Below are 23,261 nucleotides of genomic sequence, written 5' to 3'. Positions count from 1 at the left end.
CTTAACAGGGAGGCTTTTGTGCTAAGTGGAGAAAGTACAAGCAAAGGGGTGCCAGAAGGTACCCCTTTGCTTGTTGTTGAGTGGATATTACAAAAGAATGAAAGATTGCGTTTCTGGAAATATTAAGGAATGTGCCAAGTATTTCAAAAATAAAAAGTGCTGATAGATTGGCCGAACCGAAATATGCCTTAGAAAAGGTCATATACATTACTATGGAGGGGTGCCAGTGGAACATTCCGTGCAATTAGGGACGCAATACTACCGGGAGAGTATCTGTGCAAGTTTACGCGAACTGCGCGACCGTGAAAAACTCCCCTTTCAAATCGTGGAACATAAGCAGGGAAAACGCTGGATCATTAAGTGTCAGTTCCAAGAGAATTCGTTGGATGAAACTGAAAATGAGGGAATGGTACAAAAAATCCATCGTTATTATTTAGCGAATGCCTTGGCAGAAACGATTTTGCAGCATTGGGAAAGAGACCACATCGTTCAAATACTTAAAAAAAAGCAATACTTAAAAGAAACCAATTGGCAAATAATACTCAACAAAGCTGTGGACTATTTGAATCAAGGACTAGGGCAAGTTCGTGGTTATCGAGTGAACCGTAAAACCATCCTAGTTACCCAAATTTTAAGTTGCTTAGATCAGAGCGCAGTTTTTGACATAGAGGGTTTTTTACGGTTTCGTGCACAAGAGTATAAAAACGAAGTATCCAAAGCAGTGGAATACGCTATTGATGAGTACGTTATTGAAAAAGAGTATTTAGAATTTATCCAGCTGTTAAAGCACTTCGTAGAAAGTCAAAGACCTCGTCTGGAATTTTTACATGTGGGAATGACACCAAAAGGTAAATTTCATCTCTATAACAATGAAGGAGTTCAAGTAACCCATCAGTTCCTTGAAGACTATCAGCTTGACAATATTCATGAGCTAGGGTATGAAGATTTATTGGTCAGTGCCTTAATAGTCGTTGCACCTCGTCAAATTACGCTGCACATACGTTATGATGGTTACAAAGATACCTTGCAAACAATCCGGAGTGTTTTTGGAGATCGAGTCTGTGATTGTAAAGGTTGTTCCCTATGTGAAAAGTTTTGACAAAAATGAGATTGGCTTGTTATAATAAGTCATTCCTTAAATCTAGTCAAAATCGTTGAAAGGGAGAGTATCCTGAAACTACCGTGTAAGAGATGGAATGCCTAGGCTGTAAGCTTTCCTCACGGACGCACAGGAGAAAACCACCCTTGAGTGTGGGGCTGAACTTTAGTAAGCTCTGCCGTACCCCGCGTTAAGGGAAATCGAGTGAGAGGTGCGATATCAAACCTTTCAATTGGGTGGAACCACGGGAGTAGAACTCTCGTCCCTGTCAGGGACGAGAGTTTTTTATTTTTAAGAATAATTTACTAAGGAGTGAAATCAATGCTTAAGGTCACCTTAAAAGACGGCTCAATTCGCGAGGTTGAACCAGGAACGACAATAGTGGAACTCGCGTCTTCTATCTCTCGGGGACTGGCGAAAGTTGCGGTAGCCGGGAAAGTCAATGATAAGACGAAGGACCTTTCCTATCCACTGACGGAAGATGCGGCGGTGGAGATCATAACCATAGATAGTGACGAAGGGTTAGATGTTTTAAGGCATTCCACAGCCCATTTAATGGCCGAGGCCGTAGGAAATCTTTTTCCAGGGACAAAATTTGGAATTGGACCTTCGATTGCCAAGGGGTATTACTATGACTTTGACTCTGAACATGTGTTTACTCCCGAGGATCTGGTAAGTATAGAGAAGGAAATGAACCGTCTTATCAAGGAAAAGCATTCTTTCCAACGGAGAGAAGTCACCCGAGCTGAGGCACTTTCTCACTTTGGTGCATTGGGAGAGAAATATAAGGTTGAACTCATTGAGGGCCTTCCTGAGGATGCGACGATTTCAATGTACACTCAAGGGAACTTCACTGACCTTTGTGCAGGGCCCCATCTTCCCTCCACGGCCAATATTAAGGCCTTTAAGCTGATGAGCTTAGCGGGTGCTTATTGGCGCGGAAGCGAAAAGAATAAAATGCTGCAGAGGATCTATGGAACCGTCTTTGCTAAACCAGCAGATCTGGAAGACCACTTGTTCAAGTTGGAAGAAGCTAAGCGACGTGACCATCGTAAGCTCGGTCTGGAGCTCGATCTCTTTAGCCTACACGAAGAGGGCCCCGGTTTTCCATTTTTCCATCCTAAAGGCATGATCTTACGCAATGCGCTGGAGGATTTTTGGCGGCAGGAACACCGTCGACGCGGGTACCAGGAGATTAAGACCCCAATTATTCTGAATCGTTCGATGTGGGAACAATCCGGTCATTGGAATCATTATAAGGAAAATATGTATTTCACAGAAATTGACGACCAGGATTTTTGCGTAAAACCCATGAACTGTCCAGGTGGCATGATCATGTATAAGACAAAAATGCGCAGTTATCGTGACCTCCCGCTTCGTGTCGGGGAACTGGGACTTGTACACCGCCATGAACTTTCGGGTGCACTCCACGGCTTACTACGCGTTCGAAACTTTACTCAGGATGATGCGCATATTTTCATGCTCCCTTCTCAAATCAATGAAGAACTCATTGGGGTTATAGAACTCGTTGACTATTTCTATAAAGTGTTTGGTTTTGAGTATAAAGTGGAATTGTCGACCCGGCCTGAGGATTCCATGGGCTCAGATGAGGATTGGGAAACCGCCACCAAGGCCCTTCAAGATGCCTTAGAAGATAAGGGAATTGAATACAAGATTAATCCGGGTGATGGAGCCTTCTATGGACCTAAAATCGATTTTCATGTCAAGGATTGCCTCGATCGGACCTGGCAGTGTGGAACGATTCAACTTGATTTTCAAATGCCGGAGAAGTTTGACTTATCCTATATCGGTGAAGACGGTCAAAAGCATCGCCCAGTCATGATTCACCGGGTGGTGTATGGAAGTATCGAACGCTTTATTGCACTTCTGACAGAGCATTATGCAGGGGCCTTTCCTGTCTGGCTGACACCGACTCAGGTTCGAATTCTGCCGATCAGTGAGCGGCACCATGAATATGCCAAATCCCTAGCTTCCCGTCTCAATGAACTGGATATCCGGGTGGAAACGGATGATCGCAAAGAAAAGATCAGCTATAAGATACGAGAGGCTCAAACGGAAAAGATTCCGTATACGTTAGTTGTCGGGGACCAGGAAGCTGAGTCCAATATGGCTGCTGTTCGAAGGTATGGTCAAGGTAATTCTGGAGAAAAAATGTCGATCGATGCATTTATAATGCTTATTCAGGAAGAAATTAAGAGTAAGAAAATCCTGAAGGCTTACCTTAAAGAAGATTAAGTCAGATTAAGCTGAGTGCAATGTCCTGAAATAAGGCGGTTCAAGGGCTTGGGAAGCATAACTTTACATTCCGCTTAACAGCAGGGATGTAAAGTTATTTTAAAGTATTTTTTCTCAAGACGCCCCTGAACTCCTACAAACAGACCTGTTATGATAGTCTTGAATAGGTAGGTGGGGCTCCCATGGACAAGATTATCATGATCTACTATGGCAGAAATTTCACATCTGAAGAGATAGAGCTTATCCAATGGACAAGAAAAAGATATCCACAACTATCGAGGAAGGAACTAGCGTCAACCGTCTGTGAATTTTTAGGATGGACGACACCCGCTGGTTATAAAGCCTCGAACTGGACCTATCTGGGTGAAACTCAAGGTCGGGGTCGGATGGATCGAAAAAATGAGTATGCTCTATCTCGTAAGGCTATCTATATGTATCCCCTCCAAAAAGACTTTAAAGACTGCCTTAAAGGGATTAAGCCCTGCAAAACGGTGAATCCAGATGATTAGAGCAGAAATGCGACAAGAGAAACGAGCCCAAGAGCAAGCACTCAGAGTAAACTTGTTCAGCTAAAGCTGAACATCGGGGCTTCAGGTGGGGAGTTTACCCCACCTGAAGTGGAGAACGGGGGAACGCCCACTTATAGAAGTGGGCGTCTCGCCGTTGGATGAAGGAGTTAGAAGCCAAAGAATTCAAGTTTGTAGGACCAGAGGTGTACCCTGAGAAACGGGCCATAGCCAATAGAAAGTGTGGCTACGAGACACCGGAAGACGAAAAATATTCAGATTAAATTGGAGGGGATGCCGGAAGGTATCCCCTTATTTGTGATACAGACCTTATTATTAGAAGTAGCTTTAAAGTGGTCAGAATACAACAGTAGCACAGAGTTTGAGTCGTTTGGGAATAGCTGAGTAGTAACTTATTTTGAATGTAAAAGGTGAGTTTAACTCTGCCCTGAACTATTTCAGGCAGGCGGAAAAACTATATTTGCTAGGTAAGAAGACAGGATTGCAGCAGGATTGGTCGGTGAGTGGACTTAAGGAGTTTTACCCTGATTATGTCTCATTCAGGGACAGTTTTTAAGAATAAAGCTCCAGATACATTGTTTAAAGCATGTTTAAAGCAAAGTGTTTTATGATAGGACAATTATTCTTCGCAACGAGTGCCCTATTGTAGTGCACTTTTGGCAACCCCTTAATATTGGGCTACGGGCAAATTGGCATAGAATTTGCAATTGGAAGAGGCTGAGTGCAGAATTTTCATAATTATAAAAATAATTAGATATGTCTGTGGCAGAATTCGAGAGCGTACGGGCGATGATACAAGGAGGTGACGGTAAGCGAAATCGGGCAATCGCGGAGAAACGAAAAGTATAACAAAGTGAATTAAGAGTATTTTGAAAGGGGGCAATTAACAAGTGGCGATGTGTAAAGAATGTGAATGTTTTCATCCTATCCCAGACACTGAGTGGGATCACGAGCGAGGGACTGGAGACTGTGTTAAGACAATGCGAGATAATAAAGGTAAATATTGGCATACTGCGAAAGTGAAGGAAAAGTCAAATTGTGCCGAATTTAAACCCGGACTAAGAGATCAGTCAAAATAAAAATTTGAGGGGGGAAACAAGCGATGGCGAATGCTACATTGTTGGCAGAAATAAAGCAGGAACTGAAACTGGAAGCAAAAAAAGGTCAGCCCTTAGGGAAGGCTTTATGGGATAAAAAGCTTAAAGAAGGGCCAGGAAGCGTGCCAAGGACAAAGCATCTTTACAAGCGCTGCCGCTGGGCACATACTGCCGGGGGGGAGTATGTGAGGGAAGAAATCAAGATTTCTCTGGAACGGGCCCGTTTATATACCGAGGCACATAAAGCAAACGCCGGTGAAGTGCCGGTAATTCTCAGAGCGAAATGTCTGGAGCATTATCTTAAAAACTGCAGCATCTATATTCAGGATGAGGAAAGCATCGTTGGGATCCACAATGAGCGTCCGGATAAGCTGGAGCTTTATCCGGAGGGTGGGGCTGCGAATATGTTCGATTATCTGGAGGATGATTCGCTTACCCCCCCGGAACTCTATGATGAGGGTGTGGAAATGGTTGAGTACTGGAAGCAATGGTCGCTTTCAGCTATGTGCGAAAGGTATATGGAACCGGAAGACATTGCCAAGCTTAGCACAGGAGTAATTAGTGAGCCTCCGGTGTGGACCCATTTTTATACGAGTACCGTTCCACCCTATCAGACCGTCCTTGAAGACGGGTTGGAAAAGAGGATTGAGTGGTGCGAGAAAAACCTCAGAAAGGTTAGGGATAAATTAAAGGAATACCCTTGGAGAGGGGAGGAGAACATCCCCCTTTTCGAAAAGATTGACAACTGGACGGCGATGATTATTGCTGCCAAGGCGGTTATTGGCTGGGCAAGAAGATACAGCCGGCTGGCGAAGACTATTGCCGAAGAGTTTGACTTGAGTGATAGTGTGGTCGGAGCGCAGCAAAGAAAGAAAGAATTGCTGGAAATCGCAGAAATTTGCTACAATGTTCCCGCCAAGCCGGCTCGGGGCTTTAAAGACGCTATGCAGTCCAAATGGTTTTGCTTTGAGGTCGTCCAAAATATGGAGCGTTTTTGTTCCGGCTATGCTCAGTTAGAGGATGATCTGTTGTGGCCTTATTACAAGGCAAGTGTTATCGATAAAACAGCGCAGCCGATGACGCGCGATGAGGCGATCGAACTGATTGAATGTGAGCGGCTCAAAGTATGTGAGCGTGGAGTGACCAAAGGGAGATGGATGCGGCTTATCCACCCTGGAATTAACGACCTGCACATTCTGACCCTTGGTGGGTTGGACGAGAACGGCAAGGACATGTGTACTGACCTTACGGACGCTATACTCGAGGCAACTTTGAATATTCATACCAATGAGCCCTCGGTCGCCTTTAAGTATTCCCCGAAGATTAATGAGAAAACGAGACGACTGGTCTTTGAGTGTATCTCTCAGGGTTATGGTTTCCCATCGATCAAAAATCATGAGAAAAATACAAGGCACAGTATTGAGCATCACGGCTGGCCGCCTGAGGTGGCGGCGCGCTGGGCCTTGGTTCTGTGCATGGCACCCGGGGTAACAGGTCGAAAATCGACTCAGCACTCCAGAAACGAGGGTGGTGGGGGGATAGTTGGTCCTGCCCCAGGGAATATGGCTTTAAGCGATGGCTTTGATGCTTGGTTCAGCCATCGGCAGGTGGGGGCGCATACAGGGGATGCCAGCAAGTTTACGTGGGAAGAATTGTTGAAAGCAGTGGAAACCCAGGTCAAACATAATTCCCATCTGATGTTTATGAATAAGGAAATAACCAGCTACGCAGAAGGCAAGAGATTGGAAAGCCCGTTCCTGGCCATGATGGATGACTGGAATGTTGAAGAGGGAGTGGGAGCTTTTGCCCGGCACAAGCCCTACTCGAACACTTGGGCTGATTATTATCCCGGACCGTTGGGGATTGCTGATGACCTAGCGGCTATTAAGTACTGGGTTTTTGACCAAAAGAAATACACGATGGCCCAGTTGCTTGAGGCGCTTAAGGCTAACTGGCAGGGATATGAGGACATGAGGCTGGAATTTTTATCTGCCCCAAAATATGGCAATGATGATGATTATGTCGATGAAATTGCCACTTGGTTTATGAATATGTCCTGTGATGTTTTTCAGGACGCTAAAATGGTTGGGGGGGAAAAAGGAGCCCAACTGGTGCCGCAATCTGTGTCCGCGTTTGTTACCTTAGGTTCCTTGATTGGGGCAGAGCCGTTTGGCCGCCGACATGGAGAACCGACGCATGATGGCGGATGCTCCCCCTATATGGGCCTTGATAAAAAAGGTCCAACCGCAGTCTTGAAAAGTGTCAGCAAACTTCCCAACACTAGGTTAAAAGGCATTCAGCTCAATCAACGTTTACCGGTGGAGCTGATGAGGGAGTCCGAAAAGGGCTTTGATGTCTGGAGTGCCTACATGAAGACTTGGCATGATTTGGGTATTGACCATGTGCAATTCAATGTCGTACGAACTGAGGATATGCGTGCCGCTCAGAAGGAACCGGAAAAATGGGAACATTTGATCGTCAGAATTGCTGGCTACAGTGCTCGGTTTATCTCTTTGTCCCAGATGGGTCAAGATGCGATTATCGGTCGTAACGCGCAGGAATTGGGATAAGCCTGGCAGAAGAAAAAGATGGGATGGGGAATTGATTCTTCATCCCATCTATCAAATAATTCTTAATGAAACGGAGTGATGAAAATGGCAAAGTGTAAAGAGTGCCGCTATGGGCGGATGGGTCTTACCCAACCGATGGAAGGGTATTGTATTTATGGGAGCAGGGTGGCCGATGAAAAGGAGTCAACAACTGGTTCGGCCGCGATGATGGTACAGGGCAGGATGATCAACCTGCGTGATGAGGCCTGCGAGTATTACGAGAAAAAACCATCCCATAAGGATTTCATAAAGGAAAGCAACTAAAAAGGGTGGTAGGGATGAATGAATGAAAATTTGCTGATCACCAATGTGCAGAGATTTTCCACTAATGATGGTCCGGGGATCAGAACTACCGTCTTCATGAAAGGTTGTCCCTTACACTGTACTTGGTGTCATAATCCTGAATGTATTAATCCGTATCAGGAATTTTATCATATGGAAATAAAATGTTTGAAATGTGGGCATTGTGCGGGCGTCTGTCCTGAAGGTGCAGTTTATTATCAGGAGGGGGAGTTTCCCAAACGAGATCGAGAAAAATGTACTCGGTGTATGATCTGTGTGCATGAATGTCCCTATGCTGCCTTGGAGGTAATTGGCAAAGCTTGGAGTTTTGAGGACTTAATGAAGGAAATCGAATCTGACCGAGCTTTCTATGATAATTCCGGGGGAGGGTTAACTGTATCGGGCGGGGAGTGTCTTTATCATCCGGAATTCACTGCCGGACTCTTAAAACGGGCGCAAGACGCTGGAATTCATACTTGTTTGGACACCAGCGGCTTTGCTCCTTGGGAGGGTGTGGAGCAGGCACTCCGCTATACTGACTTGGTTCTGCTGGATATCAAGTGCTTGGATTCCCAGACACATCAGGAGGTAACCGGCGTGCCGAATGAACTCATTCTGCGTAATGCCCAAAAAATTGCCTCCATAAAAAAGAAGATGAGGGTGCGGCTGCCGATAATCCCCGGCGTCAATGATCAAATGAGTTTTATTGAAGAAGCAGCACGGTTTACTAAAGAATTGGGGTCTGCCGTGGAAGGGATTGACCTTATACCTTTCCACAGCTGGGCTGAAGGTAAATACAAACAGCTGGACAGAACTTATGTTTTTGCCGGAGTAGAAGCCCTGTTTCCTGAGGGTGTGGCGGAATTCGAGAAAATACTTAATAATTCAGGTTTTGAGGTTACCATTGGGGGGTAGATGGGAAAGATGAAATGCTCGCAATGTGGCTATGAAGGAAGGTTAGCCGAGTTTAAAATTGCTGGTCTAGACTATGCTGGCGGAGGAAGGTGTTGTGGTCCGGTTCTTTCCGTGCGGGAGTGCCAGGAGTGTGGTAAGAGACAGACTGTCGATGTCGACCGGGTGCTTTTTGAAGAATCAGCAAACCAAAAAACTGAAGTAAATTTTTCTGGCACTAGTCAGAGCCCCATGCCGCTGCGCGGTACCACTGATGAATGAAAATTGGTATTTTCAGGGCAGTAGGGATCGGTCAAAACCGTTCCGTTCATGTATTAGGATCGGTCTTGACCGTTCCGTTCAGTAGAAGGAGAAGGATATGATTACAGGAGTAGTTACGAATATCCAGTATTTTACGATGTTCGATGGACCAGGTGTAAGAACCACTGTTTTTCTCAAAGGTTGTCGGCTTAACTGTCGGTGGTGTCACAACCCGGAAGGGGTGAGACATTATCCGGAGGTTTTTCATTTGTGGTCTAAGTGCAATGACTGTGGTCAGTGCGATGACATCTGCCCTACCGGCGCCCTGCAAGTGGTGGAGTGCTTGGAGCAGGACGTGACAGGAGCTGCTCCAGGAAGCATATCGGTGAAGATCAGAGATAAAATGGTTAGGAAGATCAGGATAGATAAAGGACTTTGCCTTGGCTGCCGACAATGTGTTGAAGTATGTATTCAAGCTGCGTTCGTTATTTCCGGAGAAATAATGACCGTCGCTGAGGTGATTGAGAAAGTGGCGCAAGAGCGGCTTATGTATGAAAATTCTGATGGCGGTGGCCTAACCTTGTCAGGAGGGGAGCCAACGGCCCAGCCCGAGTTTTGCCTGGCACTGCTGAAGGCGGCCAAAGAAAAAGGGATTAACACCGCTTTAGACACGTGTGGCTATGTTAGGTGGGATATTTTGAATGAAATGTTGAATTACACCGACGTCGTGCTTTTTGATCTTAAAAATATGGACCATAAGGTCCACAAGGAGTTTACCGGAGTTTCAAACGATTTGATTCGGGAGAATGCCAGGCGGATAATTGCAAGGGGCGGAGTGGAAATGAGGGTGCGTGTTCCGGTAATTCCGGAAATCAATGATTCCGCTGAGAATATGCAAAAAACTGCTCAATTTATCAGCGCGCTGGGCTTAATAGAAGTTGACATTCTGCCATTTCATCCTTGGGCCGGACAGAGCTACAGATTGCTCGGTTTGGATTATCCTTTCACTGTCGGGGAGTGGTATCCTGTTGAGAAACAGGAGGCAATTGAAGAAATATTCAGAGCTAACGGTTTGAAACCGAATCGGCTGGGTGGATAAGCAGAGGGGGGAGGCCATATAGTGAGAAAAGAAGCCTTAATTGCCAAGATCATTGATCTTGAGTGGAACATGTTTCATATGTTGTCCAATATCGGTGGCAAAGCGTCCTGTCAGGAAGATCCGAAAACTTTTAAGATTATGAGATACAGCCAAGCTGTTAGTTGGGCAGAGGATGCTCTGGAAAGCTATCTGACTGACCTTTCTGAGGCCCAGAAAAATAATAGAAACCTGTTAATGGAAAAATATGCCCGTATGATGAAATCAACTTCTCCATGGGAGTATTATGATCGTCTTGAGAAGCGGCTCCCAGTTTTAGAACCTGAAACTCTGCAGGTGATTGAGAATATTGTTCAAATCGTTCTGGAATGGGAGGAGGAACTGTCAGTTGAGTATCCTAGTCTTGTGAAAAGGGGCAGACCCATTCATAGCACAGAAGACAGCCAGTTTATAACGTCTATCGAAACGTATTTACGGGGAGAACTTGCCACTTATTCGCTTACGACATTAGAAATGTACTACAAAAATATTTTATGGCAAAAGTCGGAAAATATAAATGGTTCAGAAATTACGCTTAACTCTATGGTGAAACAATATGGCTTTAATTCCTTGGCAGAGGCCAATAAAATAATTAAACAGAAATCATGATGGCCTAAGACTAGAAAGAACATTGATAATCTGCTATGACAATTTTCGCCTAGGAGCGTAAGTTGTGAGCATTAAAAAATATTGGCCCACGGAAAGTGTTTTATATTCGGACAGTTGTATAGAGGTGAGACAACGAAACACACAGCTTAGAGTCAAACGTTTTATATTAGGACAGTTACCCCTTTTGGTAACTGTCCTTGTTTAATACACTATCTAACAATCCTTACATACTGGGTTGGATGAGAATTTGGCATGTAACTTGCAATGATGTATGGAGTCAGTGCTGAATGGTGGGGGAAAACCATTAACCATGAAGGTGAGATGTTATAAACGATGGATTTTGCTTACTTAGTGACTGATGTCAGAGATGGGATAGGGATGGTCACGATCAACCGACCGGAAATTCTTAATGTTTTAAGTCCTGCGGTGTATCATGAGCTTACCTCGAGCTTGTTGGCCTTGACGGCGGATTCTACAGTTAAAGTTGTAATCATTACCGGCGCAGGGAATAAAGCTTTTGTGGCCGGAGCGGACATTACAGCCATGAGTTCCATGACTGCTGATCAGGCTCTGCAGTTCGCGACAATTGCTCAAGAAGCCCTTATGCTGATTGAGACGATGTCCAAACCGGTAATTGCCGCTGTCAATGGGATTGCTTTGGGTGGAGGGTTTGAATTGGCTCTAACCTGCGATTTCCGGGTGGCCGTGCGGAGTGCCAAGTTTGGCTTGCCGGAGACTAAGCTGGGAATAATTCCAGGCAGCGGAGGTACTCAGCGTCTAGCTGGACTGGTGGGAGTGAGTAAAGCCAAGGAGATGATTATGCTGGCAGAAATCCTTACGGCTGAGGAAGCCCTAGCCCTAGGGCTGCTCAATAAGGTTGTGGAACAAGAACAGTTAATGGGTGCGGCTATGGAACTGGCGCAAAGGCTTGCGCATCAGGCGCCAGTAGCTATAGCCATGGCGAAACGCTCAATTCGGCGGGCAGTGGGTCCGGACAGCAGCGGGGGATTGGAGTTTGAGGCTAATTGTTTTGCTCATTGCTTTTCTACCTTGGACCAAAAAGAAGGGATGCAAGCGTTTCTTGATAAGAGACCACCGCAATTTACCGGACGCTGAAAAGGAACGTCATTGCTTTGTCAGAGAAAAAGAGGGGTGAGGATAGTGAAGAAAAAAGATTTATTTAGACTTGAGGGCAAGACGGCAATCGTTACCGGAGGTTCTCAAGGATTGGGCAAACAAATGGCCTGTGCTTTGGCGGAATATGGAGCCAATCTGGTTATAGCGGCGCGCAAACTTGAACGGTGTGAAAAGGCAGCTGCAGAAATCAGCGAGATGTATGGTGTGAAAGTCGTTCCCTTAGCCTGCGACGTTTCACGGGAAGAAGATATTGTGGCCATGGTAAACCGGACTCGGGAGGTTTTCGGCCGCCTTGACATACTTGTGAATAATGCGGGAGTTACTTGGGGAGCGACCGCAGGAGAGTACCCCGCCGCTAAATGGCGGCAGGTGCTTGACGTCAACCTGACTGGAAGCTTTATAGCCGCCAGGGAAGCTTTTCAGGTGATGAAAGGCCAGGGTGCGGGGAAAATCATTAATCTTGCTTCCGTCATGGGCAAGGTGGGCGCTAAGGAAGAAGTCATGGATGCGGTAGCTTACAATGCCAGCAAAGGGGGAATTATCAATTTGACCAGAGATTTGGCGGTTAAGTGGGCTCCTTATGGCATCAATGTTAATGCTATCTCACCAGGTTGGTTTCCGACTCATATGGCGGAAAAAGTTATTGAGATGCGCCGTGATTTGTTTCTAAACATGATTCCTGCCGGACGTTTTGGTAACGAGGAGGATCTGAAAGGTGCCGTGGTCTATTTAGCGTCGGGCGCTTCCGATTACGTATACGGCCAGGTGCTGAGTGTCGACGGAGGATGGTGCATCCATTGACGAACAAGAAAGGTGAGGGATGATGAAAGAAATTGTGATTGTCAGTGCTGTCAGAACTCCTTTTGGTAAATATGGCGGTAGTTTAAAAGACTATAGCCCAGTTGATCTGGGAGCGATAGTCATGCGCGAAGTGATCGGCCGGGTGAACTATACCGGCCAGGTAGATGATGTTTTCTGGGGGGTTGGGGATACAGCGTCGTTCAAAGATGTTTACACCCCGGTGATTGCCCGGCAAACCCTCTTGAAGGCCGACTTGGCACCTGAAACGTCGTCCTTATCCCTGGATAAGGCTTGTGTTTCGGCGACAACGGCTATTCGTTTGGGTTTGCAGGCCATCTTGGCTGGTGAAGCCGAGGTGGTGATTGCCGGCGGGGTAACAATTTTTAGCCAGATGCCGCTTATTGTTCGAAACCTGAGATTTGCGGGTCATCGCATGGGGCCGGTTGTGATGGAAGACCCTCTTTTTGAGTTGGGGTATAAGGATTTTGCGCCTGTTGCCGTGGATGCCGGAAACGTGGCCTTATTACATGGGGTGAGTCGTCAGGAACAGGACGAATGGGCGGTGCGCAGTCATCTGCTGTACGGTCAAGCTTATAACGCCGGAAAGTTCCAAGCGGAAATGATTCCAGTCAGAGTGCCAAGTAAGCAGAAGGGGGCTGACGGTTTATTAGAGATCGATGAGCAATACAGACCGGATGTATCCTTGGAGAAGCTGGCCAAGCTCAGCACGATTTATGGCAGTCCCACTTGTACGGCGGGCAATGCACCCGGTCTCAACGATGGCGCGACAGCGGTGCTCCTGATGAGTAAGAGTAAAGCTCAGAGCTTGGGTTTGCCAGTTTTAGCCACGGTGGTGACTGGTGTAAGCATAGCCTTAGAACCTCACCTGCTGGCAGAGGCCCCCGCTGCAGCAATCAGGGCCGCTTTAACTAAGTCGGGGCTTAAACTGTACGATATGAAGTTGCTGGAAATCAACGAGGCTTTTGCTGCCGTGACTCTCGTCAGCAGCAAGATTTTGGCTGACGGTGACCGGGGAAAACTCCGGGAGCTTCGGGATAGGTTGAATGTCAATGGCGGGGCGATTGCCATTGGGCACGCCAATACAGCCAGCGGTGCCCGGTTGGTCATGACTATGGTTCACGAACTCAGACGAAGGGGAGGTGGATATGGCGCGCTAGCCATTTGTGGAGGGTTGGCTCAAGGAGATGCAATTATTGTGCGTGTTGATTAGGGGGGGAAGAGTTGTTTGAACTTAGTGACGAACAAAAAGAAATTCAAAAGCTGGCCCGGGATTTTGCTAAGAACGAGATTATTCCTGTTGCTGCGGAATATGACGAGAAGGCCGAGTTTCCGTGGCCTGTGGTGAAAAAGGCTATGGAAATTGGTTTATGGAACTTGAATATACCGGAAAAGTATGGTGGTCAGGAACTGGATCATTTCACTGAGAACTTAGTGTATGAGGAGTTGGCCTACGGCTGTTTAGGAGTTTTTGGAGCTTTTGGCGGAACTAGTCTGGCGCTTACGCCTATCCTGCTAAGCGGCAGCGAAGAACAGAAGCAAAGGCTGCTCCCTCCTTTTGCACAAACAGCTCATTTAGCGGCTTTCGCTTTAACAGAGCCTAACGCAGGCTCAGACGCGAGTGCGATTGCGACCCGGGCTAAAAAAGTAGGGGATGACTACGTCATAGATGGGACTAAGTGTTTTATCACGCACGGCGGGATAGCAGATCTTTATACAGTGTTTGCCAGCACGGACAGAACCCAGGGCATTAAAGGACTGACTGCTTTTATGGTGCCGGGGGATACTCCAGGGCTGTCTATGGGGAAAAAGGAAAATAAGATGGGTGACCGGGCTTCCCACATTGGTGAAGTTTTATTTGAAGAAGTACGGGTTCCCAGCGAAAATCGTTTGGGTAATGAAGGAGACGGTTTCAAAATTGCTATGCACACTCTGGACATCACCCGGCCGACAATTGCTGCCGGTGCTGTCGGGGTTGCCCAACGAGCGTTGGATGAGGCCGTAAAATATGCTAAGCAGCGGATCCAGTTCGGCAAACCGATTGCTGAGCACCAGGCTATCCAATTCATGCTGGTCGACATGGTTATGGCCATCATGGCTTCCAGGTTGCTTGTCTGGCAGGCGGCGGTAAAAATTGATGAGGGTAATGTTGACAGTCTTTTGAGCGCCACTTGTAAATGTATGGCCAGTGATACGGCTATGAAGGTGACGGTAGATGCACTTCAGATTTTCGGCGGCTATGGTTATATGAAAGATTACCCGATGGAAAAGTTAATGCGAGATGCCAAAATTACTCAGATTTACGAGGGTACGAACCAGATTCAGAGGCAAATCATAGCTAGTGCTTTGTTAAAACAATATTAGGCACCAAGAATTCTGAATTTTGCGATTAGGTGAAAGTTCATTATTGAAAGAAAATAAGCCAACAGAACATTGAAAAAGGGGGACATTTTATGACAATAACAAGGGTTGCCGTGGTGGGTGCCGGTACAATGGGTGCCGGAATTGCGCAGGTTGCGGCGCAGACCGGGCATAGTGTGAACCTGCTGGACGTCAACGAGTCGGTGCTTGCTCGTGCCCGTCAAGTTATAGAGCAAAGCTTGCTCAGATTGGAGAAGAAAGGAAGCATTAGTGCCGGCGAGGGGAAAAATGTTCTCGCCCGTATTACCCTTGGCAGTTCTCTGGAAGTTGTTTCTGATTCGGACTTGGTTATTGAGGCTGTTCCGGAACAGCTTGATCTGAAAGCGAAAATCTTCCGGGATTTAGATCGGCTGGCTCCTGAACAAGCCATTTTGGCAAGCAACACCTCTTCACTGCCTATTACCGCTATTGCCGCGGTCACTAAGCGTCCCCGTAATGTGATAGGGATGCATTTCATGAATCCTGTTCCGGTTATGAAAGGGGTCGAACTGATCAAGGGTAGGCTTACCTCGGAAGAAACGATTAGTGCGTCTATAGAGTTTATCAAGATCCTGGGGAAGGTTCCGTTTGTGGCCTTGGATTATGCCGGATTTATTAGCAGTAGGATTCTCAATGCTTATCTCAATGAAGCTGCCTACACTGTTCAGGACGGTAATAACTGCAAAGACGTGGACGATGGCATGGTCTACAGCACCAATGTACCCTTGGGCCCCTGTGCCCTGATGGATTTGGTGGGTATTGATGTTGTTGTCTTTGTTTTAGGGATTCTGGAAGAGGAATTCGGGCCTAAGTTTAAGGCTGCCCCTCTGCTTAAGCAAATGGTTAACGCTGGTCAGCTGGGGCGCAAGACCGGGCAGGGCTTTTATAAGTATTAGGGATCAGCCGTTGAAAGGGGAGAAAGAGTATGAACTATGAAACTTTGCTTACCTCGTTGGACGGGGGAGTCTTGGAAATCACTCTGAACAGGACCGCCCAAATGAATGCTATTAACCAGCAGATGTTGGACGATCTGGATCTGGTTATCGCTGAGTCGGAAAAATCTGAGTCGGTTAAATGCTTGATCATTTGCGGAGGGGAAAAGTATTTCTGCACAGGAGCGGATATTACCGAGGTTAACAAGGTTAATTCGACATTCGATGGGTATAATTTTAGCCGAAAATATCAAAAATGCTTTGAAAAATTAGAAGATTTAAGCAAACCGGTAATTGCGGCTGTACGCGGCTATGCCTTGGGTGGAGGATGTGAGCTGATGTTGGCTTGTGATTTCCGTATTGTTGCTGAAAATGCTCTCATCGGCCTGCCCGAGGTTAAGATCGGGGCTATTCCGGCCGGAGGCGGTACTGTTAAGTTGCCGCAAATGATTAATCCGCTTAAGGCTAAGGAGTTGTTGTGTTTTGGAGACCCTGTCAATGGTCAGGAGGCACAGGTAATCGGTTTGGTTAATAAAGCCCTGCCTTTCGAGCAAGTTTTGACTGAAGCCCGTTCTTGGGCTGCTAAGTTGGTTCAAAGACCGCCTTTGGTGCTCAAAACAATTAAGGCTCTAACAGCTGGGACGAGTTGTGATGGAAAACTGATGTATCATCTTGAGGCACAAGGGCTGGGAATGCTAGCCGGCAGCGCCGATTTTAAAGAAGGAACTGCAGCTTTTTTAGAAAAACGCAAGCCAACCTTTAAAGGAATTTAGAACGTAGGGTTGTTGTGAATATTTTGATCGAAAAGTTTAAGTAAGGATTAAATATAAGATATGTGGGAGGTATTCTGATGATTAAAAGTGTTTATGGTTTGAATATTGCTGTCAAAGATCTTGATGCCGCTGTTAAAAAATACGAAGGTATGCTTGGCGCTAAACCGGTTAAAGTTTTAGGCGAGGAAGATTTTGCCTTTCCTGGGTTAAAAGGAGTGGTCTTTGATGTTGGCGGCGTCTTGATCCATTTAATTGCTTCGCTGACGGATAGTACTGCAATCGCCAAATTTCTAAACTCCAAAGGAGAAGGGGTATTCTTGGTTTCTTTGAAGTCGGATAATGTTCAGGAAGATATGGGACGCATGACTGAGGCTGGGGCAATCTTTGTGTTGGACAAACCGGCTGCTGGAAATTTTGGTACGGCGAATTTTATTCATCCTAAGTCTGCGCATGGTGTGCAAATTGAGGTTTACGATCCAGAGAAACGGTAAATTTCACTCACTTTAAGGCTCCGGTGTTTTAGGGGAGAATGTTGTGGCTGAGGTTGTGGAAAAAATGTCAGCTGCCAAGCGTCTGAGGCTTAAGTCCGTTTGCGTTAACAAGGAGGCAGGGGTGTTTGGAAGGGGAAGCAGTGGTACAAATTGATTGGGAGCAGGCCTTAGACGATTGTGTGTGGGGCAGGAACTAATTTTATTATTCGAGGAGGAACGGACATGGATGATGTCGTGATTGTAGCTGCCGTGCGTACTCCGATCGGAAGTTTCGGAGGGGCTTTTAAGGAAATGAGGGCACCGTCTCTGACAGTGCCGGTTATGCAGGAATTAATTCGCCGGACAGGGATTGATCCCGGGATCATAGATGATGTGATCTGGGGCTGTTGTTATCAACGAACTAAAGATGAGACGAATTTGGCCAGGGTAGCAGCCCTCCAGGCAGGCATTCCGGTCGAGGTGCCGGCTGTAACAATCCACCGGACTTGTACTTCCGCTATGACCGGCTTGGCCTTTGGAGCACAGGCGATTAGGTGCGGCGATGCTGACGTTATATTGGTCGGGGGCACAGAAAGTATGAGCACTGTTCCTTTCACAGTTGATGAAGTGCGCTGGGGTGCCCAAATGAAACATATTGAAATGCGTGATGCTATGTGGGATGGGCTTACTCAACTGGGAACCGGGGCGGGAATGGGTATAACGGCCGAGAATGTTGCTCAGAGATACAACATAAGTCGGGAGGCGCAGGACGAATTGGCCCTGTTAAGCCAGAGACGTGCTGTTAGCGCTATCAAGGACGGTAGGTTCAAGGACGAAATAGTGGCTGTTACGGTACCAAAGCGCAAAAGTGCCGGGGTAGTTGTGGATACGGATGAACATCCGCGGGCAGACGTAACCTTGGAGAAATTGGCCAAAGCGTCGCCTGCTTTTCAAAAAGAAGGGACGGTAACCGCTGGAAATTCTTCCGGAATAAATGATGGTTCCGCTGGAGTGCTGATAATGTCAAGGAGCAAAGCGCAAAGCTTAGGAATCAAGCCCTTGGCTAAGCTGATTTCCTATGCGGTAGCCGGGGTTGATCCGGATTACATGGGGATCGGTCCCGTGCCGGCAACCCACAAGGCTTTGCAAAAAGCCGGTCTGAGTTTGAAAGATATCGATTTATGGGAAGTTAATGAAGCTTTTGCTGCCCAGTACTTGGCAGTGGAAAAGGAACTGGGGCTGGATCGCAACATCACCAATGTTAATGGGAGCGGAATTGCGCTGGGCCACCCAGTAGGAGCCAGTGGAATTAGAATTGTGGTGACTTTGCTCCATGAAATGGCCAAAAGAAAATTGCGAACAGGGTTGGCTACGCTTTGCTCCGGAGGGGGAATGGGTATGGCGGTCATTGTGGAAATAGATTTGGATTGATCAAATTTGGGAGAGCAATGGGATGCAGATCGATGACTATACAACTTAATAGAAAAATTATCATAAAGAAATATTGGGCGTGTTATGGGTGGAAAATTGGTTAAACACGCTAAACGTGAGAGCCAGCTACTCCGTGGAGTAGCTGGCTCTCACGTTTAGCAAAAACCATTGGGCGGGGACGAACGTGGCTCTTAGAAAGGAGTTGGTAGGGAATTCACTAGTCCGAGAAATGGGGAGTGGCTTCTTGACAAAAAGGTGGATAAAGTGCAGAATTATCTTATTATTCGGTGAATAAAATATCGTAAACATCTGTAACAGATTGAAATTCCCTTGCCCCCCAATCCATTGAAATCTTTCAATTCCTAATAAATCATGGGATTTATTCCCTGTAGGACAAAAGTTATTTACCTATGGTGAAGCTTTAGTCCACTTGGTCTATCGTGAAGCATTACTTGCGAATTTGGTATGCTAAGCATATGGCAGTAAATGTTTTAAAAACAGATATTTTTTGCTAAGGTCTTTATGACCGGGAAAACTTCGGTAGGAATTCTAGGGTTTGAGGGAGTGGTATGATGGATAAACAATGGCAGGAGTTGCGCCAACAATGGAAACAGGCTGTTACGACAGGTACACTGGCGAACGATCTGCCTCCCATAATTAAGGAATCGTGGCTTCGCTGTCGGGAGCAGAATGTAAATCCTTTTCTAAAGACTAATCCTTACTTGGCTTCGGCTAAGGAATTAAGGGAGCGAAGAGAGAAACAGGAAGAGTTGCTGGTAATTACCAACCAAGTTATGGAGAAGCTTGCCTATCTAGTGAAAGGGTCTGATTTTATGGCGGTTTTTGCCGACAAGGACGGTTACATTTTGGAAGCCCATGGGGATGCTTCTGCCTTTGAATTTGGCAAGCTTTCTAATTTTACGGTGGAAGCATGTTGGGCAGAAGAGTTGCTGGGAACAAATGGTGTGGGCACTCCATTGGCTACTGGTCAGCCAGTTCAGATTATAGGCCCGCAGCACTGGAGTTTGTCCGCTCATAATGCAACTTGTTCCGGAGCTCCTATTCGCGATTATCTTGGGCAGGTTATAGGTTGTTTAAATATGACCGGCGATTATCGGAAAGCTCATCCGCATACCTTGGGGATGGTGGTTGCGGCGGCCAATACGATTGAAAATCAGTTCCGTTTGCAGCAAGAAAGCAATTTCAAAGAAGCGATCATGGAGTCGTTATCAGAAGGTGTGATGGTTCTTAATGAGACTGAAAAGGTAACCCACATGAACCAGGTAGCCGTCAAGCTTTTGGGGTTGGATGGAGTCGAATGGAATTTAATTACTTTGGAAAAATTAAAAAAAATGATTCCTGGATTCGAGAGAATTATTACCTTAATCAAAAGATATCAACCTGTTAATGATGAATTGATCCAATTCAAGGTTAACCAAAATTGGGTTAAATGTACTTTAACGATCCGTACCTTACGGGTTTTAAAAAGCGGACAAAGAGGGAGCGTACTCGCTTTTTCGGAAACAGGACGGGTCAACAGGCTGGTTAAACAGATTGGCGGCGCTAAGGCGCAATTAACGTTTAAAGATATAGTAGGTTCTCATCCGAGTATAACTAAAGTGATTAACACAGCCAGAAAAGTTGCGCTTTCCGCCAGCCATATTTTATTAACAGGGGAGAGTGGTACTGGAAAAGAGGTGTTCGCCCAAGCAATTCATAACGAAAGTTACAGGGCGCGCTTTCCTTTTGTTGCGCTTAACTGCGCGGCCATTCCCCGCGAATTGATAGGCAGTGAATTGTTTGGCTATGTTGAAGGTGCCTTTACGGGTGCCCGCAGGGGCGGAAACCCAGGGAAATTTGAATTAGCTGACGGAGGTACTATTTTTCTTGATGAAATAGGCGATATGCCTTTAGAATTGCAGGCGCATTTACTGCGGGTGATCGAGGAAAAGAAGATTACCAGACTGGGTGGTCAAGATGTTATTCCTGTGGATGTGCGCATTATAACCGCGACCAATCGAAATTTACAGGGTGAAGTAGAGAAAGGGAATTTCCGGGTAGACTTATTCTATAGGTTAAATGTTATTAATTTAAGTTTGCCATCTCTGCGAGAACGGAAAAGCGATATTGCTATTTTAGCTTTATATTTTGCCGGGAGACTGGGAAAATTTCTGGGAAAAACCGAGGTTAGCATTGATCAGCCGGCTTTGGAAGCGTTGAAAAGCTATGCCTGGCCAGGGAATGTGCGCGAGCTGCAAAATACGATTGAACGCGCTTTAAATTTGCTGACGGGGACAATTATTAAACTGGAACACCTGCCGGCTGGTATGTATGGGACGGGTGGGAATGAACCGCCTGTTGCAGGGACATCCATTAAAGAGGCCGAAATAAATGCGATTATCCAGATAATGCAGAAGCACGGTGGCAACCGAAAGCGAGCTGCCTTGGAATTAGGAATTGCCCGAAGTACTCTCTATCGAAAGTTGGAGGAGTTCCGTTTGTTGTGAAGAACAGGGCCGGATGATTTTTCTGCCTACTGCATGATTTTTTTGGGATTTAAAGGAAAATTAAAGGTCTAATGTGCCAGTAAGGAATTCCCGGGGAGATGCGCATAGGTATTTTTAGGTACAGGGAGGCTTCTACAGTAAGCCGATTGACAAGGGTTCTTTGGGTACCTCTTCACTTTGGGGAGGTATCTCTTACTTTCGGATTGAACACAGTTTAGTTGAATTTTTTCTTCAGATATCCCAGGAAAAAATTCTGCCGCAGGCACAAGAATTGCATGATATTTAAGTATTGGAACTGGTTTAAGGGGTAGACGCAATATCCAGCGTCCGTACGGGATTAAACTAATATAAAAGTTAAAAGAATGGGGGATGGAAGGTGAAAAAATCCATGTAGATGAAATTATTCAAACAGTAGAGAAACTCTGCATCGAGGCTAACTATGACTTGGGTGAAGACATTATGGCCAGTTTTAAGAAGGCTCGCATTGAAGAAGCATTAACCGTGGCTCCAAAAGGTTTCGGAGGAACTACCACGGCTTTGGCGGTTAACCTTAAAGTCTACCCCACCCAGATTTCCAGCCTGCCCGTAGCTGTAAACATCAGCTGCCATGCAACCCGACATAAAGAAGCAAGATTTAGAAGGGAGAAATGAATGATGGCAGATGTTATTCGGATCGAAACTCCGCTGACCAAAGAAAAAATTATGCAACTTAAAGTGGGAGACAGTGTTCTCATCTGCGGTATTATTTATACCGGACAGGACGCCGCGCATAAAAAAATGGTGGAAGCTTTAGCCTCCGGAGAAGAACTTCCTTTCAATGTTAAAGACCAGATCATTTATTTTGTGGAGCCGACTCCCTCTAAACCCGGACAAGTTATCGGTTCTGCCGGACCAACGACCAGCGGCAGAATGGATGCGTATTCCCCTGCTTTATTTGCCATAGGCTTGACCGGAATGATCGGTAAAGGGCAGTGCTCGCCGGAAGCAATCGCAGCGATGAAAGAGTACGGAGCGGTCTACCTTGGAGCCGTTGGCGGCGCAGGAGCATTAATGTCCAAACACATTATTTCGTCCGAAGTTATCGCCTACCCTGAACTTGGGACAGAAGCAGTCTACCGCCTTAGAGTTAAGGATTTCCCGGCTATGATAATTATAGACAGCCAGGGGTACAATCTTTACGAAATGGGCAAGGCCCAATACCGCAGGGTATAGTGCTAAGAAATGTGTTCAGGCTGTGCAAGCAACATTATTATTAGTAATTGCTGGTATTGAGAAAAGTGACAATGCTCAGAGTATTTAATTTTGGATTTGTGCCCAGCAAGCATAAGGAGAGGTTTAGGTTTTGGTACTAGCGATACCGACTGCTACCGTTTTAATCAATCAAGATTGGTGTAAGAAGTGTGGAATATGTATAGTATTTTGTCCTAAAAAAGTGCTGGAAAGTGACGAAGTAGGGAGGGTTAAAGTTGCTAAGCCAGAACAGTGCATAGCCTGTAAGATTTGTGAACGGCTTTGCCCTGACTTTGCCATCAATATCGAGGTGACAAAGGATGAATAAAGCTAGATTAATGCAAGGTAATGAAGCGGTTGCTGAAGGGGCTTTAGCGGCCGGAGTCCTATTTTACGCAGGATACCCAATCACTCCCTCGACGGAAATCGCCGAAATAATGGCTGAGAGATTGCCCTTGGTCGGGGGTACCTTTATCCAGATGGAAGATGAGATAGCAAGTATGGCAGCGATCATCGGAGCCTCCTTGACAGGGCTTAAAAGCTTAACAGCCACCAGCGGGCCAGGCTTTTCCCTAAAACAGGAGAATTTGGGCTATGCCATTGCTACGGAAGTTCCCTGTGTTGTGGTCAACGTACAAAGAGGGGGACCCAGTACGGGACTACCAACAGCTCCTGCCCAAGCAGACGTTATGCAAGCCAGGTGGGGCACCCATGGCGACCATCCGATCATCGCCTTGACCCCCTCCTCAGTACAAGAATGTTATGAACTTGCAGTCATAGCCTTTAATATGGCTGA

Annotated in this window: 22 protein-coding genes, 2 pseudogenes and 1 other annotated feature; all 24 genes and pseudogenes read left to right on the top strand. The window is 46.3% G+C overall.

Annotated elements, in window-relative coordinates; translation table 11 throughout:
• Positions 1-226: 226 nt before the first annotated feature.
• Positions 227-1,099: a putative sporulation protein YtxC gene (locus JL57_RS21030; RefSeq protein WP_034143907.1), complete on the top strand. Its 873-nt coding sequence runs from the start codon at positions 227-229 to the stop codon at positions 1,097-1,099.
• Between the two features lie 46 nt (positions 1,100-1,145).
• Positions 1,146-1,369, top strand: a binding site (T-box leader).
• A gap of 51 nt (positions 1,370-1,420) precedes the next feature.
• Positions 1,421-3,355: a threonine--tRNA ligase gene (gene thrS / locus JL57_RS21025; protein WP_034143906.1), complete on the top strand. Its 1,935-nt coding sequence runs from the start codon at positions 1,421-1,423 to the stop codon at positions 3,353-3,355.
• A gap of 182 nt (positions 3,356-3,537) precedes the next feature.
• On the top strand, positions 3,538-3,864 hold the full coding sequence (locus JL57_RS21020; RefSeq protein WP_034143905.1) for a Druantia anti-phage system protein DruA: 327 nt from the start codon (positions 3,538-3,540) through the stop codon (positions 3,862-3,864).
• A gap of 158 nt (positions 3,865-4,022) precedes the next feature.
• Positions 4,023-4,145 (top strand): hypothetical protein, encoded by a 123-nt coding sequence (locus JL57_RS35130; RefSeq protein WP_291300377.1) that lies wholly within the window; start codon positions 4,023-4,025, stop codon positions 4,143-4,145.
• 633 nt (positions 4,146-4,778) lie between these two features.
• A complete protein-coding gene (locus JL57_RS21015; RefSeq protein WP_034143936.1) occupies positions 4,779-4,961 on the top strand; it encodes a benzylsuccinate synthase gamma subunit family protein in 183 nt (60 codons plus the stop codon).
• A 23-nt stretch (positions 4,962-4,984) separates the two neighbouring features.
• Complete coding sequence (locus JL57_RS21010) at positions 4,985-7,549, top strand: pyruvate formate lyase family protein (RefSeq protein ID WP_291300376.1); 2,565 nt, start codon at positions 4,985-4,987, stop codon at positions 7,547-7,549.
• 84 nt (positions 7,550-7,633) lie between these two features.
• Positions 7,634-7,852: a hypothetical protein gene (locus JL57_RS21005; RefSeq protein WP_034143904.1), complete on the top strand. Its 219-nt coding sequence runs from the start codon at positions 7,634-7,636 to the stop codon at positions 7,850-7,852.
• Positions 7,853-7,870: 18 nt separating this feature from the next.
• Complete coding sequence (locus JL57_RS21000; RefSeq protein ID WP_034143903.1) at positions 7,871-8,785, top strand: glycyl-radical enzyme activating protein; 915 nt, start codon at positions 7,871-7,873, stop codon at positions 8,783-8,785.
• A complete protein-coding gene (locus JL57_RS20995) occupies positions 8,786-9,043 on the top strand; it encodes a hypothetical protein (protein ID WP_034143902.1) in 258 nt (85 codons plus the stop codon). It begins immediately after the preceding gene.
• Positions 9,044-9,140: 97 nt separating this feature from the next.
• Positions 9,141-10,121 (top strand): glycyl-radical enzyme activating protein, encoded by a 981-nt coding sequence (locus JL57_RS20990; protein ID WP_291300375.1) that lies wholly within the window; start codon positions 9,141-9,143, stop codon positions 10,119-10,121.
• Positions 10,122-10,142: 21 nt separating this feature from the next.
• Complete coding sequence (locus JL57_RS20985) at positions 10,143-10,766, top strand: DUF4125 family protein (RefSeq protein WP_291300374.1); 624 nt, start codon at positions 10,143-10,145, stop codon at positions 10,764-10,766.
• Between the two features lie 333 nt (positions 10,767-11,099).
• Positions 11,100-11,882, top strand: a complete 783-nt coding sequence (locus JL57_RS20980) for an enoyl-CoA hydratase/isomerase family protein (protein ID WP_034143900.1) — start codon at positions 11,100-11,102, stop codon at positions 11,880-11,882.
• A gap of 45 nt (positions 11,883-11,927) precedes the next feature.
• Positions 11,928-12,704 (top strand): glucose 1-dehydrogenase, encoded by a 777-nt coding sequence (locus tag JL57_RS20975; protein WP_034143899.1) that lies wholly within the window; start codon positions 11,928-11,930, stop codon positions 12,702-12,704.
• Between the two features lie 19 nt (positions 12,705-12,723).
• Positions 12,724-13,935 (top strand): thiolase family protein, encoded by a 1,212-nt coding sequence (locus JL57_RS20970; RefSeq protein ID WP_034143898.1) that lies wholly within the window; start codon positions 12,724-12,726, stop codon positions 13,933-13,935.
• An 11-nt stretch (positions 13,936-13,946) separates the two neighbouring features.
• Positions 13,947-15,086 carry an acyl-CoA dehydrogenase family protein gene (locus JL57_RS20965; protein WP_034143897.1) on the top strand — a complete coding sequence of 380 codons (1,140 nt, stop codon included), beginning with the start codon at positions 13,947-13,949 and terminating at the stop codon, positions 15,084-15,086.
• Positions 15,087-15,175: 89 nt separating this feature from the next.
• The gene (locus JL57_RS20960) at positions 15,176-16,018 is read left to right on the top strand and encodes a 3-hydroxyacyl-CoA dehydrogenase family protein (RefSeq protein WP_034143896.1); all 843 of its coding nucleotides are present in this window, start codon (positions 15,176-15,178) and stop codon (positions 16,016-16,018) included.
• A 29-nt stretch (positions 16,019-16,047) separates the two neighbouring features.
• A complete protein-coding gene (locus JL57_RS20955) occupies positions 16,048-16,827 on the top strand; it encodes an enoyl-CoA hydratase/isomerase family protein (RefSeq protein WP_034143895.1) in 780 nt (259 codons plus the stop codon).
• 77 nt (positions 16,828-16,904) lie between these two features.
• On the top strand, positions 16,905-17,318 hold the full coding sequence (locus JL57_RS20950) for a VOC family protein (RefSeq protein ID WP_291300373.1): 414 nt from the start codon (positions 16,905-16,907) through the stop codon (positions 17,316-17,318).
• Positions 17,319-17,540: 222 nt separating this feature from the next.
• On the top strand, positions 17,541-18,728 hold the full coding sequence (locus JL57_RS20945; RefSeq protein WP_034143894.1) for a thiolase family protein: 1,188 nt from the start codon (positions 17,541-17,543) through the stop codon (positions 18,726-18,728).
• A gap of 569 nt (positions 18,729-19,297) precedes the next feature.
• Positions 19,298-21,235 carry a sigma-54-dependent Fis family transcriptional regulator gene (locus JL57_RS20940; protein WP_034143893.1) on the top strand — a complete coding sequence of 646 codons (1,938 nt, stop codon included), beginning with the start codon at positions 19,298-19,300 and terminating at the stop codon, positions 21,233-21,235.
• A gap of 495 nt (positions 21,236-21,730) precedes the next feature.
• Positions 21,731-21,886: pseudogene (locus tag JL57_RS35125) on the top strand (fumarate hydratase); the annotation flags it as partial.
• A gap of 3 nt (positions 21,887-21,889) precedes the next feature.
• The gene (locus tag JL57_RS20930) at positions 21,890-22,447 is read left to right on the top strand and encodes a Fe-S-containing hydro-lyase (protein ID WP_034143932.1); all 558 of its coding nucleotides are present in this window, start codon (positions 21,890-21,892) and stop codon (positions 22,445-22,447) included.
• Between the two features lie 130 nt (positions 22,448-22,577).
• Complete coding sequence (locus JL57_RS20925; protein WP_034143891.1) at positions 22,578-22,793, top strand: ferredoxin family protein; 216 nt, start codon at positions 22,578-22,580, stop codon at positions 22,791-22,793.
• A pseudogene (locus JL57_RS20920) lies at positions 22,786-23,261 on the top strand (2-oxoacid:acceptor oxidoreductase subunit alpha); the annotation flags it as partial. The gene JL57_RS20925 and the pseudogene JL57_RS20920, both read left to right, overlap by 8 nt.

This window comes from Desulfosporosinus sp. BICA1-9 (genome assembly GCF_000802135.1).
Note: the sequence above shows the minus strand (reverse complement) of the source record. Positions and strands in the feature narration are given on the sequence as shown.

What these genes read in the sequence shown, in the direction of transcription:
- thrS (WP_034143906.1), top strand. Translation starts at nt 1,421, where the DNA reads ATGCTTAAGGTCACCTTAAAAGACGGCTCAATTCGCGAGGTTGAACCA.
- JL57_RS21010 (WP_291300376.1), top strand. Translation starts at nt 4,985, where the DNA reads ATGGCGAATGCTACATTGTTGGCAGAAATAAAGCAGGAACTGAAACTG.
- JL57_RS20955 (WP_034143895.1), top strand. Translation starts at nt 16,048, where the DNA reads ATGAACTATGAAACTTTGCTTACCTCGTTGGACGGGGGAGTCTTGGAA.
- JL57_RS20980 (WP_034143900.1), top strand. Translation starts at nt 11,100, where the DNA reads ATGGATTTTGCTTACTTAGTGACTGATGTCAGAGATGGGATAGGGATG.
- JL57_RS20970 (WP_034143898.1), top strand. Translation starts at nt 12,724, where the DNA reads ATGATGAAAGAAATTGTGATTGTCAGTGCTGTCAGAACTCCTTTTGGT.
- JL57_RS20990 (WP_291300375.1), top strand. Translation starts at nt 9,141, where the DNA reads ATGATTACAGGAGTAGTTACGAATATCCAGTATTTTACGATGTTCGAT.
- JL57_RS20995 (WP_034143902.1), top strand. Translation starts at nt 8,786, where the DNA reads ATGGGAAAGATGAAATGCTCGCAATGTGGCTATGAAGGAAGGTTAGCC.
- JL57_RS21015 (WP_034143936.1), top strand. Translation starts at nt 4,779, where the DNA reads ATGTGTAAAGAATGTGAATGTTTTCATCCTATCCCAGACACTGAGTGG.
- JL57_RS21000 (WP_034143903.1), top strand. Translation starts at nt 7,871, where the DNA reads ATGAATGAAAATTTGCTGATCACCAATGTGCAGAGATTTTCCACTAAT.
- JL57_RS20940 (WP_034143893.1), top strand. Translation starts at nt 19,298, where the DNA reads ATGATGGATAAACAATGGCAGGAGTTGCGCCAACAATGGAAACAGGCT.
- JL57_RS35130 (WP_291300377.1), top strand. Translation starts at nt 4,023, where the DNA reads ATGAAGGAGTTAGAAGCCAAAGAATTCAAGTTTGTAGGACCAGAGGTG.
- JL57_RS21020 (WP_034143905.1), top strand. Translation starts at nt 3,538, where the DNA reads ATGGACAAGATTATCATGATCTACTATGGCAGAAATTTCACATCTGAA.
- JL57_RS20960 (WP_034143896.1), top strand. Translation starts at nt 15,176, where the DNA reads ATGACAATAACAAGGGTTGCCGTGGTGGGTGCCGGTACAATGGGTGCC.
- JL57_RS20945 (WP_034143894.1), top strand. Translation starts at nt 17,541, where the DNA reads ATGGATGATGTCGTGATTGTAGCTGCCGTGCGTACTCCGATCGGAAGT.
- JL57_RS20930 (WP_034143932.1), top strand. Translation starts at nt 21,890, where the DNA reads ATGGCAGATGTTATTCGGATCGAAACTCCGCTGACCAAAGAAAAAATT.
- JL57_RS21005 (WP_034143904.1), top strand. Translation starts at nt 7,634, where the DNA reads ATGGCAAAGTGTAAAGAGTGCCGCTATGGGCGGATGGGTCTTACCCAA.
- JL57_RS20950 (WP_291300373.1), top strand. Translation starts at nt 16,905, where the DNA reads ATGATTAAAAGTGTTTATGGTTTGAATATTGCTGTCAAAGATCTTGAT.